This is a genomic window from Clostridiaceae bacterium (assembly GCA_012840395.1).
GTDB lineage: Bacteria > Bacillota > Clostridia > Acetivibrionales > DULL01 > DULL01.
Map to the genome: position 1 here is coordinate 25,832 of DULL01000108.1, position 17,848 is coordinate 43,679.

General features: G+C 36.6%; 15 protein-coding genes and 1 other annotated feature. Of the genes, 14 read left to right on the forward strand and 1 reads right to left on the reverse strand.

Translation table 11 applies throughout. The features are described from left to right. The first annotated feature begins 42 nt into the window (after positions 1-42). The 5 genes from GXX20_11765 to GXX20_11785 all read left to right on the forward strand — a co-directional run bounded on the left by GXX20_11765 (position 43) and on the right by GXX20_11785 (position 5,949). Complete coding sequence (locus GXX20_11765) at positions 43-666, forward strand: sigma-70 family RNA polymerase sigma factor (GenBank protein HHW32327.1); 624 nt, start codon at positions 43-45, stop codon at positions 664-666. Next, on the forward strand, positions 663-1,742 hold the full coding sequence (locus tag GXX20_11770; protein HHW32328.1) for a zf-HC2 domain-containing protein: 1,080 nt from the start codon (positions 663-665) through the stop codon (positions 1,740-1,742). Before GXX20_11765 ends, GXX20_11770 begins: the two co-directional genes overlap by 4 nt. 220 nt (positions 1,743-1,962) lie before the next feature. Continuing rightward, a complete protein-coding gene (gene polA, locus GXX20_11775) occupies positions 1,963-4,653 on the forward strand; it encodes a DNA polymerase I (GenBank protein HHW32329.1) in 2,691 nt (896 codons plus the stop codon). 86 nt (positions 4,654-4,739) lie between these two features. Continuing rightward, positions 4,740-5,345: a dephospho-CoA kinase gene (locus GXX20_11780; protein ID HHW32330.1), complete on the forward strand. Its 606-nt coding sequence runs from the start codon at positions 4,740-4,742 to the stop codon at positions 5,343-5,345. A gap of 76 nt (positions 5,346-5,421) precedes the next feature. Continuing rightward, a complete protein-coding gene (locus GXX20_11785) occupies positions 5,422-5,949 on the forward strand; it encodes a lytic transglycosylase domain-containing protein (GenBank protein ID HHW32331.1) in 528 nt (175 codons plus the stop codon). 50 nt (positions 5,950-5,999) lie between these two features. On the opposite strand, the gene aroF is transcribed toward GXX20_11785, so the two are convergent. Next, positions 6,000-7,013: a 3-deoxy-7-phosphoheptulonate synthase gene (gene aroF / locus GXX20_11790; protein ID HHW32332.1), complete on the reverse strand. Its 1,014-nt coding sequence runs from the start codon at positions 7,011-7,013 to the stop codon at positions 6,000-6,002. Between the two features lie 98 nt (positions 7,014-7,111). Further along, positions 7,112-7,372: a binding site (T-box leader), on the reverse strand. A gap of 385 nt (positions 7,373-7,757) precedes the next feature. Here aroF and GXX20_11795 point away from each other — a divergent pair. The 9 genes from GXX20_11795 to GXX20_11835 all read left to right on the forward strand — a co-directional run. Further along, complete coding sequence (locus GXX20_11795; GenBank protein ID HHW32333.1) at positions 7,758-8,246, forward strand: purine-binding chemotaxis protein CheW; 489 nt, start codon at positions 7,758-7,760, stop codon at positions 8,244-8,246. Next, positions 8,236-8,922, forward strand: coding sequence for a response regulator transcription factor (locus GXX20_11800; protein HHW32334.1), 687 nt, complete (start codon positions 8,236-8,238; stop codon positions 8,920-8,922). The genes GXX20_11795 and GXX20_11800 overlap by 11 nt, the downstream gene beginning before the upstream one ends. Next, positions 8,922-10,439, forward strand: coding sequence for a cell wall metabolism sensor histidine kinase WalK (locus tag GXX20_11805; GenBank protein HHW32335.1), 1,518 nt, complete (start codon positions 8,922-8,924; stop codon positions 10,437-10,439). The genes GXX20_11800 and GXX20_11805 overlap by 1 nt, the downstream gene beginning before the upstream one ends. Before the next feature lie 97 nt (positions 10,440-10,536). Then, on the forward strand, positions 10,537-11,913 hold the full coding sequence (locus GXX20_11810; GenBank protein ID HHW32336.1) for a PDZ domain-containing protein: 1,377 nt from the start codon (positions 10,537-10,539) through the stop codon (positions 11,911-11,913). 327 nt (positions 11,914-12,240) lie between these two features. Next, the gene (glgA, locus tag GXX20_11815; protein ID HHW32337.1) at positions 12,241-13,707 is read left to right on the forward strand and encodes a glycogen synthase GlgA; all 1,467 of its coding nucleotides are present in this window, start codon (positions 12,241-12,243) and stop codon (positions 13,705-13,707) included. Between the two features lie 315 nt (positions 13,708-14,022). Then, positions 14,023-14,883: a creatininase family protein gene (locus GXX20_11820; protein HHW32338.1), complete on the forward strand. Its 861-nt coding sequence runs from the start codon at positions 14,023-14,025 to the stop codon at positions 14,881-14,883. A 13-nt stretch (positions 14,884-14,896) separates the two neighbouring features. Then, complete coding sequence (locus tag GXX20_11825) at positions 14,897-15,118, forward strand: hypothetical protein (GenBank protein ID HHW32339.1); 222 nt, start codon at positions 14,897-14,899, stop codon at positions 15,116-15,118. After that, on the forward strand, positions 15,091-17,412 hold the full coding sequence (locus GXX20_11830) for a glycoside hydrolase family 32 protein (protein ID HHW32340.1): 2,322 nt from the start codon (positions 15,091-15,093) through the stop codon (positions 17,410-17,412). The genes GXX20_11825 and GXX20_11830 overlap by 28 nt, the downstream gene beginning before the upstream one ends. Before the next feature lie 197 nt (positions 17,413-17,609). Then, positions 17,610-17,848: hypothetical protein (locus GXX20_11835; GenBank protein HHW32341.1), on the forward strand; the 239-nt coding region annotated here is incomplete at its 3' end.

Below are 17,848 nucleotides of genomic sequence, written 5' to 3' on the forward strand. Positions count from 1 at the left end.
ATTAAACAGACGTTTTTTCATAAGGAGGGGAGAGGACTAAGAGTGGAAGAACTTGAAAAAAAACTTTTGGACAGAGCTAAAAATGGGGATGTAGTGGCCTTTGAAGAGTTAATTGAAAAACATCAAAAAAAGGTATTTAATTTGGCTTTAAGAATGCTTGGCAATCATGAAGATGCATATGACATTGCCCAGGAAGTATTTATTAAGGTATATAAGGCTATAAAAAACTTTAAGGAAGAGTCCTCTTTTTCAACATGGATTTATAGAATTGCCACCAATACATGCCTTGATGAATTGAGAAGAAGAAAAAATAAAAACATTGTATATATAGATGAAGATATTAAATCCGAAGATAGTGACATGAAACGGCAATTAGAAGATAGCGGTCCTACTCCAGATTTAATAACTGAAAAGAAAGAAATAAAGAGAATAATCTATAATGCCATAGAAAAACTACCGGATCAGCATAAATCAGCCTTGATATTAAGGGATATTCAGGGATTTAGTTATGAGGAGATAGCAAGGATATTAGAGTGTCCTGAAGGTACGGTTAAATCCCGGATAAACAGAGGAAGAAAAACATTGAAGGAGATGCTTGAAAAAAAGCTGGAACTTATCGACGGATATTACGTCAAATCAGATAAAAAGGAGGTGCGGATAAGATGAATTGTGCTAAAGTAAATATGCTAATGTTTGATTATATAGATAATCAACTTGATTATCAGCAACGTAGCCAATTTGAAGAGCACCTTAAAAATTGCAGTTCATGCAGAGATGAACTGTATAAATATGAATTAATAATAGGATTGTGTAAGGATATTGAAGAAGAGGAACTTCCATCAGATTTTAAAGCTAAATTGCATGAAAGGTTAATAAATGAAAGTAATAATAAAATAGATTTTTCCAGAAAATCCTTATTCAGCAGTAAATATATTAAGACATTTACTGCACTGGCTGCAGGATTGCTTTTAGTAATACTTTTCAGAGGAGTATTTCTTAACCAGTATATATTTAATACAAAGGTAAAAATGGATGATTCATCCGGTAAACTTTCATCTGCGGCTTATTCAGCCTCAGTAAGCCAGGAAGAGCCAAATGTTGCAGAAGATTCTGCAATGGAGGCAGATAATTCTGGTAATGAGTTTTTTATTATGGCAGAGGGAGAAGTAATGCAACATTCTGCAGCCACTACAGATTCTGCCCGGTCTTTTGTAGAAAGAGGCATGTCAGCGACAACCAAGAGTGGTGAAGGGGCCGCCGATGAGAGCATTACCACTGTAGATATAGTATTGAAGTTAGATAACGCAGATTCCAGATTTGAAGATTTAAGGCTTTTTATCATGGATAACGGTGCTGAACCCGTGGAAAAAGAAGAGGACATAAAAAAGGAAGAGAACAGCGATAAAAGTGATGCATTGCAGCAGTATTCAATCTGTACCGGACCAACGCAAAAATATAATGTTATCAATGCAAAAGTGCCGGATATGTTATATGACAGCTTAATGGAGAAACTTACAAAAAGATATGGTACTGAAAACTTAATTATTGAGAATATTAACTCCCAGGATATTGCTCCCTTGAAGAAAGCTCTGACTGACACATTGAATAATATTGATAAAGAATACAAAAATGCTCAGGATATCGATGTAATGAAACAATCTATAAGAGATGAAATTGAGAAGTTAGTCTTTAATGCAGGTTATATGTATATTAACGTAAAGGTCGTTGAAAAAGAAGAATAATAAAAAAAGGAATAGATGAATTGCTATATAAAAACTAGAGTAGGAACTATCAGATGTGAGTCTTGTGTTTAAGATATGTCATTTGAAGAACAGGTCATATGGACGCCTGTTCTTTTTTCGTGTAGAATAAACCATATAGGATAAAATAATAATTAAGATATGCTTTTTATGTATATAATAGGACATTAATAAATGAAGGTTATCGATTGGGGATATACTTATGAAAAATGGGAAATTAATGCTGGTAGATGGTAATAGTATACTCAACAGGGCATTTTACGCTCTGAAGGGAGGGAGTATGCTTGCTACTTCAGATGGTACATATGTTAATGGTGTATATGGTTTCATTAATATTCTTTATAAGTATATGGAGGAAGAAAAACCAGATTACCTGGGAGTGGCTTTTGATTTGAAAGGTCCAACCTTCCGCCATAAAGAGTTCTCGGACTATAAGGCAAACAGAAAAGGTATGCCGGAAGAATTAGCCATGCAGGTCCCTATAATAAAAGAAGTGCTTGATTGTATGAATATTAAAAGATTGGAATATGAAGGTTTTGAAGCCGATGATATACTGGGGTCAGTATCCCGGTGTGCTGAAGAACAGGGACTGGAAGTTGTAATACTGACAGGGGACAGGGACTCTCTGCAGTTGGCTTCGGAGACCACCAGAATTAAGCTTCCTGTTACAAGAGGAAAATCAACTGATACCGAAGAATATGATTATAACAAAGTAATAGAACGATATGGAATAACGCCTTCACAATTTATAGATGTTAAAGGCCTTATGGGAGATCCTTCGGATAATATTCCAGGTGTACCGGGTATTGGTGAAAAAACAGCCTTGGAACTTATAAAAACTTACGGAAGTATTGATAATGTATTTAATAATATTGATAATATAAAAAAGCCCAGTATCAGAAAAAATCTTATTGAATATAAAGAACAGGCTTTTTTAAGCAGAAAATTAGCATGCATAGACAGGCAAATGCCGCAATTATGCAAGATAGAAGAATTAAAGATTAAAGAATTTAATAATGAAAGACTGTATAAATTATTCACCCGGCTTGAATTTAAAAGTATGATTGAAAAATTCGGGCTTGAAGAAAAAGTTTCTTCAGAAGCACCAAAAATTGAATTATGGGTTGTTAATCATTCAGATGACTTGATTTCCCTAAAAAAAAGAATAATAGAGTCAGGGATGTTTTCAATATTTCCTCTTATTGACAGAATCAATAATTTTGAATCTAAAATTATTGGGGCAGGTATCTCCTGTGACGAGGATAAAGCATGTTATATAAGCCTAAACGGGAACTTAAAGGAAGATGATTTTTTAATTAATTTTAAAGACATATTAGAAAACGAAAATATTAAAAAAATCGGTCATGACTTAAAAAGTCTTCTGGTCTATCTTAAGAAAAAGGATATAGAATTAAAAGGACTTGCCTTTGATACTATGATTGCAGCATATTTAATAAATCCTTCAAGGGATACATATACAGTATCAGAGTTGGCAGGAGAGTATCTGGAAAGTACAATAACATCCGTTGAAGACCTGGCAGGAAAGGGAAAAAACTTTGTACATTTTTCAAATATGAAAACAGAAATAATTTCTCCTGCCGCAGCAGCCTATGCAGATGCTATACTGAAGCTTTATCCCAGGCTTGATTCTCTGATTATCCAATGCAATCAGAGAGAATTGTATTACGAGATAGAGCTTCCTCTTGTCGAAGTGTTGGCAGATATGGAGAACTGGGGATTCAAGATTGATACTGAAAAGTTAAAGAAACTTTCTGGTGAATTGCAGGAAAAGATTGATTTACTTACTCAAGAAATATATATGCTGGCAGGCGAGCAGTTTAATATTAATTCAACCAAACAGTTAGGGGTAATACTGTTTGAAAAGCTTAAACTGCCTATACTGAAAAAAACAAAAACTGGTTATTCAACTGATGCAGAAGTGCTTGAAGAGCTATCTGACCGTCATGAGATTGTATCAAAAATACTGGAATACAGACAATTGGTAAAACTTAAATCCACTTATGTGGATGGATTGCTGCCATTGATTAATCCATATACAGGAAGAATACATTCCAGTTTTAATCAAACTGTCACTTCAACAGGAAGAATAAGCAGTACAGAACCAAATTTGCAAAATATTCCTATAAAGCTTGTAGCAGGCAGGGAAATAAGAAAGGTATTTATACCTGACGGAGATGAATATATATTATCAGATGCAGATTATTCTCAGATAGAGCTAAGGGTACTTGCCCATATTACCGGGGATGAGAACATGATTAAAGCTTTTGTCAACAATGAGGATATTCATACATCTACTGCGGCCAGTGTTTTTGGGGTACCCATTAAAAAGGTCACGCCCATTATGAGATCAAACGCAAAGGCAGTTAATTTCGGAATAGTATATGGAATAAGTGATTTCAGCCTTGCCAAGGATTTAGGTATTACCAGGAAAGAAGCTAGAAGATACATTGACGGGTATCTGAGCAGATATCCAAAGGTTAAACAGTATATGCATGATATTGTTGCCGAAGCTTCAGAAAAAGGATATGTGACAACATTATTTAACAGAAGACGATATCTTCCTGAATTAAAGTCAAAGAATTATACTATCAGGTCTTTTGGCGAAAGGGTCGCACTGAATGCCCCCATCCAGGGAAGTGCTGCAGATATTATTAAAATTGCAATGGTGAAGGTATACAAAGAATTAAAGGCCAGACATTTGCGTTCAAGGCTGATTCTGCAAGTACACGATGAGCTTATTGTAGAAACTCATATAAATGAAAAAGAAGAAGTTGAAGATATAATAAAGGAATGTATGGAAAACGCAGCAATACTGAAAGTGCCGTTGGTTGTTGAGGTAAAGACCGGAAAGAGCTGGTTTGAGACCAAGTAGGGGGGATGCCATTCAAATGTTCCGATATAATTACATAACATCGGAAAGATGAGTTGAACTAAAATTATTTTGTGGAGGAAAGGATTTTGAGGATTATAGGCGTTACAGGCGGTATAGGAAGTGGGAAAAGCACAGTTTCCAGGATTTTAGAGGATCTGGGGGCTGTAGTAATTGATGCAGATAAAATTTCAAGGGAGGTTACATCTCCTGGTGAACAAGCTTTTAATGAGATTGTAAACTGTTTTGGAGAGGAATATATAGGACAAAATGGCCAATTAGACAGGAAAAAGCTTGCTGCTTTGGTCTTTAGCCACCCAGATAAACTCAAATTATTAAATAGCATTACCCATAAACATATAATTGACAGAATATTAAAAATGATAGATGCAAAAGCTAAGGAAGGATATAATGGAGTAATTGCAATTGATGCTCCAATTCCGGTAGAACATGGTTTTCTGGATACTGTTGATGAAGTATGGGTTGTTGATGCTGAAAGAGATGTAAGGATAAAGAGAATTATGGAACGAAGTAATATGTCCTATGAAGAAGCTGTAAGCAGGATTAATTCCCAGATTGCTCAGTCAGATTATTTGGCTGTTGCCAATGAAGTAATTGAAAACAATGGAAGTGTAGAAGAGTTAGAACAAAAGGTAGTAAAATTGTATTTTTCAAAGAGTGAAAACAGAAAGTAATGTTACTATTATTAAAGTGATATTCTGATATTTAGGTGATACTTTGAATAGATTAATTATAAAAGTTTTTAAAGGTATGCTGTTAGTTTTGGCAGCAGCCCTGGTAATCGTGTTTGCCATTGAGTATACTGCAAAAAGAATTTTTCCGCTAAAATTCCAGGGATTTGTAATTGAATATTCCAGGCAGCATAACATAGATCCTTTTTTAGTATATGCAATAATAAAGGCGGAAAGCAATTTCAGGCCGGATGCCGTATCCAAAAAGGATGCCCGCGGGCTAATGCAGATTTCCAAGATCACCGGAGAATGGGGAGCCGCTGAACTAAAGCTGGAGAATTATACGCAGGAAAGTCTGTTTACACCGGAGATAAATATAAAAATAGGCTGCTGGTATTTGAGAAAATTAATGGATGAATTCAATAATAATACAGATTTGGTCATTGCCGCTTACAACGGAGGAAGCGGCAATGTTTCCCAATGGCTTAAAAATGAAGAATATAGCATGACAGGTCAGTCACTGAATAGAATTCCATTCAGAGAAACAGAAACTTTTCTTAAAAGGGTTAAAATATATTATTCTATTTACAAGTTTCTCTATGGATAACTTACAAAAGCCTGGCCGAAAGCCCATGACTTTGGTCATGGGATGAAGGCTTATATAATTCTGCCTACAGCATTTGCGACGGGTTTTAGTTCTTGCATAAGCTGGGCGAACTTTGAAGGTCTTAAGGACTGAGCACCGTCGCATAGTGCCTGGCAAGGTTCAGAATGCACTTCAATTATTAGTCCGTCAGCTCCTGTAGCTATGGCTCCCTTTGCCAGGGCACTTACATATTTCCAGTTTCCGGTGGCATGACTTGGATCCAATACAATTGGAAGATGAGAGTTTTCTTTTATTACAGGTATGGCGCTCATGTCAATGGTGTTTCTTGTGGCGGTTTCAAAGGTCCGGATTCCTCTTTCACACAAGATAACCTTATGATTGCCGGCAGCCATAATATATTCAGCAGCCATAAGCCATTCCTCTATTGTGGCAGAAAGCCCCCTTTTGAGCAAAACCGGCTTGCCGGACATGCCTGCCTCCTGTAACAGCCTATAATTGTGCATATTTCTGGCACCAATCTGAAGGATATCTACATAGGACGATACCAATTCCACATCCCTTGTATCGAGAACCTCGGTAACAAGCTTCAAACCTGTAACTTCTTTAGCTGAGGCCATTATTTTCAAACCATCTTCCTGAAGCCCCTGAAAATCATAGGGTGAAGTTCTTGGCTTGAAAGCACCTCCTCTCAAAATTTTAGCTCCTGCTTCTTTTACTTTGATTGCAGTTTCCAAAAAAATATTCTCATTTTCAATTGCACATGGACCGGCTATTACAACTACTTCATTATCTCCGACCTTTACACCTTCTATATCTATAATACTTGGTATTTGCTTAAACTCACGGCTGGCCAGTTTAAAAGGTTTCATTATAGGTACTATGTTTTCAACACCAGGCATTGATATAATATCCCGTGTATTTAATAGCCTTTTATCACCGATTGCACCTATTACTGTCTTAACCTGACCGAAAATGGGATGTGTTTTAAAACCAAGTTGAGACAATTTTTTTTCAACATTATTTATATCTTCCTTAGTGGCATACTGACTCATTATTACTATCATAGAAAAACCTCCTTTAGCTATTATCTTTATTAGAATTCAATCAATATTATGTGTAATAAATTACAATAGAAAAATTTATAAAAAATAAACTCCTCATCCTATGGGACGAGGAGCATTAATCCACGCGGTACCACCCAAATTGGTGTAAAACCCACTTTCCATGTACGGGAATTAATCCGATGTACTCGAAATAATCCGATACACTCTTCCTGTAACGGGGAAGTTCCGGCCAGGCCTACTAAAATGTTTCAGCCCGCAGCTCAAAGGGGAACTTCAGTTGTACTACCTCACCGGGCTCCCACCATCTCCGGCTCGCTTAAGAAGCTTATACACCTACTTTCCCTTTTCATTGCCATTAAAATATTTTTAATAATCAGAAGCAGTTTTTTCTCTGCCTCTGTAAGAAGTGAAAAACTTATATTTCGTTGCGATATAACATACCACAGCTGGAGTATAATGTCAAGATGAAAAGTTAAGAGGACACTCCTTGAAAGTTTAAATGACGCTTCTTTACTAAAGGTTAAGAAAGTGGAAAGGAGTGCCCCTATCCTTTAAACCTTGTTCAGTGGGGATTGCAAGCCCCCACTGAATCCCCGGGCGAAGCGAGTTTGCTGTCCCCTTAACTTGCTATAGATAGATAATGGAATATGTAATATAATGGTACTATAAAAAGAAAGAATCTTCAGATATTTACTAAAAACTTCATGGTGTTTAAAAGGAGATAAACCGAAGGAGGATATGATAATGAAAGATATGCAGGTTTTATTTTTCAATTTGAATGACAATCAAGTTTTTGGTGTAGATGCGATGCAAATAAAGGAGATTATCAGCTATGATGACATTTATAAAATGGAAGATATTCCTGAATTCACGGAAGGTATTGTAAATATTAGAGGAACCGATACCTTAGTTGTTAGCATGAATAAGAAGCTTGGATTTGGGGAAGAAAAAATTACTGAAAAAACAAAAATAATAATTGGAAATGGTGGAAACGGGAATCTGGGATTTGTTGTTAATGATGTCCGTGAAGTATTAAACATTGGCGGCCAGAATATTAAAGCATTGCCAAAGATAGTACTTAACAGTAGCAATTCATACCTGGATTTTATATGTATAAAAGGAGAGGAGTTAGTTTACATAATAAATCTGGATAAAATCATGGACAGCAATGAATTAAATGACTTATTGGCAAAATATCAGAACAAGGGGGCTGAGTTTGAGAATGCACAATAACACAAAAGTGTTGGTTATTGATGATGATATAAACATTTGTGAGCTTATCAGATTATACCTTGAAAAAGAAGGCTATGAAGTATTAACTGTTTACAATGGTAATAAAGCCATAGAAGTTTTCTCAGATTTTGCGCCAAATATAGTTATTCTTGATATTATGCTCCCTGGTTCTGATGGCTGGCAGGTATGCAGAGAAATTAGAAAAATAAGCAACATACCAATTATAATGCTTTCTGCAAAAGGAGAAATATTTGATAAAGTACTTGGCCTGGAGTTAGGTGCCGATGATTATATTGTAAAACCTTTTGAACCAAAGGAACTTGTGGCAAGAATTAAAGCAGTTTTAAGAAGGTATGAACATAAAGATGTCAATTCCCAGGAAGTAGTGTATCCCAATCTGGTGATTAATAAAACAAATTATACCGTTAAACTAAATGGCAAGGAAATTGAAATGCCTCCAAAAGAACTTGAACTGTTATATTTTCTGGCTACTAACCCCAATAAGGTGTTTACAAGGGAACAACTGCTTGACCAGGTATGGGGATTTGATTTTTATGGAGATTCAAGAACTGTTGATGTTCATATAAAAAGGCTTAGAGAGAAGCTTGATTCTCAGAATCAATCATTTCAGTTGAAAACAGTATGGGGTGTTGGCTATAAATTTGAGGTGAAATAATGTTCAAAACCATTTTTAGCAAATTAGTAATTATTTTTATCAGCATTTTACTATTAGCATTCTTAATCGTAGGCATAATGCTGATAATTTTTCTCGATGATTTTATTACAGAACAAAAAGCCGCTTCTCTTGAACAAAGTGGAGACATAGTAAGTAATTCATATGAAGTATATTTAGAAAACTATAATAATCTTATATCAAGATTATTAACAAGAAACATATTTCAAACCTCTCTGAAGCTCTACAGCAGATATACAAATTCATATATCTGGATAGTTTCCAAGGAAGGTTATATCTTGTTTTCAGAACCTGATATACCCCAGCAAATCAAGGAAAGTATGATGGATATTCAGGGTAATATTAAACTCCCTGATGAGAGGCAATATCAAAAAGCAATGTCCGGACAGAATAAAGTTATAAAAGAAATCGGTGATTTTTATGGTTTTTTCAGCAACAAAGCATTTAAAGATTTTGGAAACAAATGGCTGACAGTTCAGAATCCATATACATATACCCCTTCTTATAGTGACGAGAAAATTGTTTATGCGGTCTATTTGCATACACCCGTACCAGAAATACTTAAAGCCAGGGCGGAAGTTTTTAAATTCTTTTTAATTTCAGCTATTGTTGCAACTTTAGTATCGTTGGTATTGATATATTTTTTCTCCCAGAGAATAACCAAGCCTCTAAGGGAAATTAATAATACAGCAAGAAGCATAACACAGGGTAATTTTGGAGAAAGATTAGTAATAAAATCTACGGATGAAATAGGAGAACTGGGACGAAGTTTTAATCAAATGGCATCCTCTCTTGAAAACCTGGAGCAGATGAGAAAAGGTTTTATTGCCAATGTGTCACATGAGCTCAGAACACCAATGACTTCAATAAGAGGTTTTATAGAAGGTATATTGGATGGTACAATACCTGAAGAAAAACATGGTTATTATCTGAATATTGTAAGAGAAGAGACAAACAGACTAAACAGGCTGGTAAATGATTTACTGGACCTTGCAAAAATGGAAGCAGGTGAAAAGAAACTAAATATTAGAATTTTTGATATAAATGAACTTATACGAATATCTATTATAAAAATGGAAAGATTTATTACTGAAAAGAAAATAGAAGTTTCTGCTAATTTTGAACAAGAAAACATGAAGGTACTTGCAGATCCTGATGCCATAGAAAGGGTATTAATAAATCTAATACATAACGCTATAAAATTTACTCCTGAGGAAGGAATGATTGTAGCCAGAACCTGGAGCGATAAAGAGAAGGTGTATGTTTCAATAGAAGATAGTGGAATGGGAATTGAAAAACAAGAAATTGATTTAATCTGGGAAAGATTTCATAAATCAGACAGATCAAGAAGCCAGGATAAAACTGGTACTGGTCTTGGTCTTGCCATAGTAAAAAATATTATAAATGACCACAAAGAAACTATTTGGGTGGAAAGTGAACCTGGATATGGTTCAAAATTTATTTTTACACTTGAAAAGGCTAAAAATTCAAATAATTAATGTTAACAAAATATTCATACTTTTTTCAAAATGATTGCTTAGAATAAAATCGTAAAATAAAATAGGAAAAGTAGATTGTAACAAGGAGGCGGTTGATGTGAGTGAATGGAATATAGATGATAATAACCTAAATAATAACTATTCAAATAATTCAAATGATAGTAATAATTCAGATAACATATTTTCATATTCAAGTAATCCGTACCTAAGGGAAAGCGGCAGCGACAGAATACCTGTATTTTATACCGAGAATTATTCTAAAGCAAAACAGAAGAAGAATAAAAGCAATATAGGACAGTTAATTCTGGTCGCAATATTGAGTTCAATACTTGGAGGATCTGTAGTATTTGCAGCTTTCCAATTCGTGGCACCTGCTATACAGCCGGCAATAAACGGTTATCTTGGAAATGTGCTGGGACAAAATGTTTATGAAAGCAATAAAACACAGGCAGTTGATAATACTATAAGAAGATATGAGATTGAAAAAGTAGATTCTCCAGTAATTGCAATTGCTGAAGAAGTAAGTCCATCCATAGTTGGAGTACGGACTACGACAACCATCCAAAATTTCTTCTATGGAACAATGACTGTCCCGGGAGAAGGGTCGGGTATAATACTGAGAAGCGACGGATATATTTTGACCAATAATCATGTGATCGAAGCAGCTATGGCTGACAATATGTCCAACACTTTGGTAAGAGGTGCGAAGATAGAAGTATTCCTTCCGGGCAAAAAAGATACACCCTATGAAGCAAAGGTAGTAGGAAGGGATCCTAAAACTGATCTTGCAGTACTTAAAATAGAAGCAACAGGTTTGCCTGCCGCAACTTTTGGAGATTCAGATGAATTAAGGCCAGGGGAACTTGCTGTTGCCATTGGAAATCCTGGTGGCTTAGATTTTATGGGTTCGGTTACAGCAGGTGTTATCAGTGGTCTTAACCGGTCAATAAAGACCGAGGATGGCAAAGTCCTGACTCTGATACAGACAGATGCAGCCATTAATCCTGGTAATAGTGGGGGCGCCCTCGTTAATTCCAAAGGAGAGGTTATAGGAATTAATACTATAAAAATTGCTGCCAGTGGATACGAAGGATTAGGCTTTGCCATCCCTTCAAATACAGCTTTGGACATTGCAAATAGTTTGATTGAGTACAAAAGAGTCAAAGGAAGACTGTATTTGGGAATATCTATTAATCCAAACTATAATGAAGTTTTTGCAAAAAGATATAATCTTCCTGTAGGCCTGCTGGTAGTCCAGGTTGAACCAATGAGTGCCGCATACAAAGCAGGAATAAGGGAAAATGACATTATTACAAAGTTTAATAAAAAGAGTATGAAGACCTTTGATGAACTTGAAGCAGAAAAGGATAAATTAAAAGTCGGCGATGTGGTTGAAGTAGAGGTGTACAGAGACAGCGATAAAAAGACTTATACATTTAATATTACAATGGAGGAAATGCCGGAAGTTGAATGAGATTGTATAACCGAGTATTCCCGGATAATTTCTAATAGAGGGAGAGACAAATTATAGTCTCAATCCCTCTTTTCTTGTAAATTTTATTCAGTTTATTTATAAATATTTCCAGCCAATTTTTCTGCCATATAAATCTATTGATATTTATTAACCTGTATGTTAGGTTATAAGTACGAATTCATGAACATTATTGTTTACCTTGCGGTTATAGCATGTTGTATAAAAGAGTATATAATGTTAGAAATAACATTAGAATACCATTAAAATAACATTAAAATACATTAGAATAACATTAGACATAACATTCATTGAGATGGGGGCTAGTTAATGACTTATAATAAAAAATTAAAGATTCTTTTTGTTTCAGCTGAGGTTTCACCCTTTGCAAAAACTGGAGGTCTGGCGGATGTGGCTGGTTCACTTCCAAAAGCACTTGCTTTCAAAGGAAATGATGTAAGGGTAGTTATGCCAAGATATAAAAGTATAAAGGCAACTATGAATTATGTCACCGATTTTCCTGTACAAATGGGAGAGAGAAAAGATACATGCATAATTAGAGAAACAGAAGTTTTAGCCACAGGATCAGAAGGTATGACGAAATATCCGGTATATTTTGTAGATAATTATAATTATTATGATAAAGAAGGTATATACGGGCATTTTGATGATGGAGAAAGGTTTTTATTTTTATGCAAGGCTGTACTTGAGATGTTGCCTAGAATAAATTTCCAGCCGGATATTATTCACTGTAATGACTGGCATACCGGTCCTGTATGTATGATGATTAAAGAACAATACAACAGGCAGCCTTTTTACAATGGAATTGCTACCGTTTTTACCATACACAATCTGGAATACCAGGGTAATTTCCCAGAAGATATACTCAAATTTACTAATCTGGGCAAAGAAGTGTTTACGCCAGATAAAGTAGAGTTTTATGGTATGTTTAGTTTTATGAAAGCAGGCATTGTATATGCAGATATAATAAATACCGTGAGCGGGGTATATGCCAGAGAAATTCAGACTTCTGAGTACGGGGAAAGACTGGACGGGCTCCTTAGAAAAAGATCTGAAGACCTCTATGGCATTGTCAATGGTATAAGTTATGAAGAATTTAATCCTGAAACAGATAAAAGTATTATTAAAAATTATAATGTGGACAGTGTAGATTATAAAAAACAAAACAAATATGCACTTCAGAAGGAATTAGGACTGCCTGTGGGAGATATGCCTGTTGTTGGGCTGATTTCCCGTTTATCCAGTCAAAAGGGATTAGATCTAATAATTAAAGAAATAGACCGTATTATGAGCCTGGATCTTCAATTTATTCTTCTGGGTAAAGGGGATGAGTATTATCAGAATGCCTTTCGGGAAATTGAGAAAAAATATAAGGAAAAATTCAGAGCCCGGCTGGAATTAAACTTTCCTCTTGCTCAGAGAATATATGCCGGAAGTGATATGTTCTTAATGCCATCCCGATTTGAACCCTGCGGACTTGGCCAATTGATTAGTTTAAGGTTCGGCACCATACCAATAGTACGGGCTACAGGCGGCCTTGCAGAAACCATTACCGATTACGATTCAGATAATGAAAAAGGCAATGGATTTTCTTTTAATGAATTCTCATCAGAACAGATGGTAAATACAATTGAAAGAGCGTTAAGCCTTTATACCGGAAATCCTGAGGAATGGAGCAGACTGGTAAAGAGGGCAATGTCTCATGATTTTTCATGGAAAAGTTCTGCAGAAAAATATATGAAATTATATTATACTGCACTTGAAAAAGTTAATTGATGTCATGACATTAGAAGCGGAGGAAAGTTCTAATGCTTCCTCTGCTTCTTTTTCTTGAATGTATTCTTTGGTCAAAATTCAATATTGTTTGTTCATTGTAGGATTAAGTTTCCGTAATATATAATTTTTATGTAATTATATATGAAACCATCAAACAAGAAAAAATTAATAATGCATATTTAGGCAGGGCGTCAAGTTATTTCAGGTTTATTAAACAGGAATAAATTGGCGCAATTTAAATTTATAAAAATCATTCTAAATAAATCCTAGGAAAAAATAAGATAAATATGAATATACGAAAGTGAGAGAAATATCTTGATCTGGGAGTATCTTAGAGAAGAAGAATTCGAAGAAGCAATAAGAATTTCAAAAAGTGTATGCGCTATGCCTGTAGGTTGCTTAGAGATGCATGGCCAACACCTGCCTGTAGGAACAGACATTTTGAAAGCATCATATATATTAAAAAAAGCTGCAGAAATTGAACCTGTGTGTGTCTTCCCTGACTATAAATTTGGAAATATACCGGGACACACTACTCATAAAGGTGGAGTGCGCCTTTCACCGGAACTTGAAATGCAGCTTATGAAGGAACTATGTGCAGAAATTGCAAGGAACGGGTTTAAAAAAATACTTTTGGTTAATAGCCATGGTGGTAACAAAGCATTCTTGACTTACTTCATCCGCAGCACCCAGTATGAAAAGAAGGATTATGTAGTTTTATCATATAATATTAAACTTACAACACCATACATGTTATTGGACCTAATTGGAAAGTATGGCAGAGAATATTTATTTGAATTGACAGATGAAGATATAGAAATTTTGCGAGATTTCGTTGAAAAGAAGAAAGAATGTGGACATGCATGCTTCGGCGAGACTGCCCTTATGCTAGGAAGTTATCTGGAACTTGTACGCATGGACAGAATATATGCTCTTGATGGATTGTCGACGAATAAAATAAAACATTTGGACGAGGTTGGACTAACTGAATCCACACGTTTTTGGGGAGTTAACTATCCTAATGCTTATCATGGTCATCCCCCTGAGGGATGCAACAAAAGAATAGGGGATTGTTGCATCAGAATTGCATCTGAGCAGCTTGCCAGGGTACTTCGTGTAATGAAAGAGGATGATCAAATGCTCAAATGGAATGATGAATGGAATAATAAGTGGTAAGGAGGCTGCCTAAATGCCTGTAAAAGTTGATCTTTTGCGTCTGGAGAATGAAATAATTGAATTTAAAAAAAGGCCTGTTCAAAAAGGTAAAATTCTATTTTATGGAGATTCATATTTTACTCGTTGGAAACTTAAATATGGTAATACACCATTGGAAGAAGTAATACCGGTGCCGGTACGTTCCCTTTCAACTGGAAACCGTATGGAATGGCTGTATCTCAAGTTGCCGGGATGAAAGGCCAGTATACTGATGGTATAAAAGGAATTTCTATTGAAACTTTTGGCTTAGGTGAGGGCGGTGTACGCTCTTCAATGTTAAACACGGTTGAACCAGAAAAAAGATATGAAGCTTCAATAAAAGCACGTACGGATGTCGAAGGCTATATATTTAACCTTGAGTTTTGGGATGAAAACTTTGCTTATCTTGGTGGAAATTCAACTGTCATATCAGGTGATGCATGGACTGAATACAAAGTAAGAGCTCAAGCTCCTCAAGGGTCAGCATTCATGTCGATTTCATTGAGCTGTAGGCAGGATACCCATGGAAAGGCATACATTGACGAGGCTTCAATAGTTCCGGTTGTGAAAGATATTGGATCAAATACTCAGTTGTTAATTGATGACTATATTATCGAAAGTTCGAGCAATATAACCCGGACCTTCCATAAGGCACAAAAAATTCCTGGAGTTATTAAAGCAGAATATCCCTGGGAGGGAGGCAAGCCATATTTATACGGATCTGTACTGTATGATGAAGAAGAGCAGATCTACAAGATGTGGTATCAGGTGACCGGATACAGGGTATGCTATGCTACATCGGCAGACGGCATAAACTGGAATAAACCGCTTAACCTTGGCGTATACAAATATGGAGGTAGCACTGATAATAACGTTGTTGGCATTTCAGGCAAGCTGGACGCTGAAGATAACGGCTGTATGCCATCGCCTACTGTAATAAAAGACATGAAGGAACCAGATCCAAATAAACGCTACAAGATGATAGCTTTCAACGGCATTTCCACCCTTGCAGAGGGATGCTATGTGTTGTACACCTCACCTGACGGTATACTCTGGGACTATCAGGGGGAGATTATGTACGGGCTGGATGTGGTAACAGTAGCCTATGATGAGGTAAATTCCCAGTATATTGCCATGTTTAAGAATCCTGTGAATTCAAAGCGTACACACAGTATGGCGGTCAGCAATGATCTAATAAATTGGAATGAACCAGTGAGAATGTTTTCAGTGGCTACGCCCCTTGATTCTCTGGGAGTGCTGCGGGCGGACAGCTACGGTGCGGGGCTTTACCCGTTGGGTGACTCTTATGTTGGGTTCGATTGGAGATTTCTAATCACCCAGGGAACAATGTACGGTATTAACGATGTGATGCTAATGTTTTCCAGGGATCTTACTGAGGACTGGCAACGCCCATTTGCAGAGCCGATAATCCCCCTGGGCGAGGTTGGTGAATTCGACTCTCACCTTATTTACACTGCATCCTACCCCATTCGCGTAGGGAATGAAACCTGGCTTTACTACGGCGGCTGGAACGGTGACCACGGCACTAGCAACAGAAGTTCTGAAATAGGTATAGCAAAATGGAGATTAAACGGTTTTGCCTCTCTTGATTGTGGTTCAGAAGAAGGAGTTATTACAACGTCATTTCTTATTTTCAATGGTAGTACACTGCATGTCAATGCAAAGGTTGAAAGTGGAGGCTATATAAAAGTTGAGCTTCTCGATGAGAATGATAATGTTATTCAAGGCTTTGAAAAAGACAGTTGTACAGCTATTGAGGGTGATCAGGTTGATCATATTGTAAGGTGGGGCGGAAAAATCAATTTGATAAATCTTGAGGGACAGACCATAAAGATTAGATTCTACTGTAAAAACAGTGAGTTGTATTCCTTTGAATTTAAGGAAATGCAATATATACCTGATACTGTAGCAGTTGAGACAGATAAGGAAGCATTGACGGAAGAGCTCATTAGAGGAAATAATGCAAATCTTGACAACGTAACTGAAGACCTTAACCTGATTACCAGCATACCTGGTGGAGCAGGCTGTACCATTAGCTGGACTTCCAGCAATGAAGCAGTTATTGCTCCTGATGGAAAGGTTACAAGGCTGGAATCAGGAGATGAAGTCGTAACATTAACAGCAACTATTACTAAAGGTTCTGCAAGTGATACTAAAGAATTTACTATTAATGTAAAACAGAAGGAAAAAGATTACATTCTTGAAATAGGGGATGAAAATACCGGTGGTGCAGGATATATCCGTACAATCACCATAAGAGGAACCAAAGCCGATGATCTGACTGGAAAATACCTGGTTGTACAATTTACGGAAGGAACAGGTGTAAATGCAAATGTAACACTGATAATGATGTCTGCATTAAGCCGTGAAGCCACAGTATCATACCAGGTTGAGGGAACAAGGGTTGAAGCCTGGCTCGCAAGCGGAATGCCTGATCTTTTAGGGGAAGACATGGGTGTTACAGTTTATGCTTACGTCAGCACAAACTGATGGAAGCAGAGGGACGGTTTTCTTGCTTCCAACGGTCTCGAAGTAGAGGGACGGTTCTCCTGCTTACAACAGTCTCAAAAGCAAGAGAACTGTCCCCCCTCGTTTCCCGACTGTCTCAGAAGCAAGAGAACCGTCCCCGCGCTTCTGCCCGCGCTTCTGTGTTTCCAACCCATTAATTCCGGAAAAGGAGGAGAGCAATGTATAAGCGAATTTTATCAGTAATGCTGGTAATACTCATATGTATCACACTGCCCCTGGTTTCGAAAGCAGCGTCAGGAACTGTTGAAGCAACCTATTCTGACGGAGTGGTGGAAGTGGTTGGGTCAGGCTTTACAAGCGGCACCAGCTACACAGTGAGGATAGTGGACACAGTAAATTCACAATTAAAGGCCATGGGCCAGGTAAAAGCAGATGGAAATGGTAACATATCTGTTTC

Excerpts from the sequence above, each read along its gene's own strand:
- GXX20_11795 (HHW32333.1), top strand. The coding sequence starts at position 7,758 with ATGAAAGATATGCAGGTTTTATTTTTCAATTTGAATGACAATCAAGTT.
- glgA (HHW32337.1), top strand. The coding sequence starts at position 12,241 with ATGACTTATAATAAAAAATTAAAGATTCTTTTTGTTTCAGCTGAGGTT.
- polA (HHW32329.1), top strand. The coding sequence starts at position 1,963 with ATGAAAAATGGGAAATTAATGCTGGTAGATGGTAATAGTATACTCAAC.
- aroF (HHW32332.1), bottom strand. The coding sequence starts at position 7,013 with ATGATAGTAATAATGAGTCAGTATGCCACTAAGGAAGATATAAATAAT.
- GXX20_11785 (HHW32331.1), top strand. The coding sequence starts at position 5,422 with ATGCTGTTAGTTTTGGCAGCAGCCCTGGTAATCGTGTTTGCCATTGAG.
- GXX20_11805 (HHW32335.1), top strand. The coding sequence starts at position 8,922 with ATGTTCAAAACCATTTTTAGCAAATTAGTAATTATTTTTATCAGCATT.
- GXX20_11830 (HHW32340.1), top strand. The coding sequence starts at position 15,091 with ATGGCTGTATCTCAAGTTGCCGGGATGAAAGGCCAGTATACTGATGGT.
- GXX20_11800 (HHW32334.1), top strand. The coding sequence starts at position 8,236 with ATGCACAATAACACAAAAGTGTTGGTTATTGATGATGATATAAACATT.
- GXX20_11825 (HHW32339.1), top strand. The coding sequence starts at position 14,897 with ATGCCTGTAAAAGTTGATCTTTTGCGTCTGGAGAATGAAATAATTGAA.
- GXX20_11770 (HHW32328.1), top strand. The coding sequence starts at position 663 with ATGAATTGTGCTAAAGTAAATATGCTAATGTTTGATTATATAGATAAT.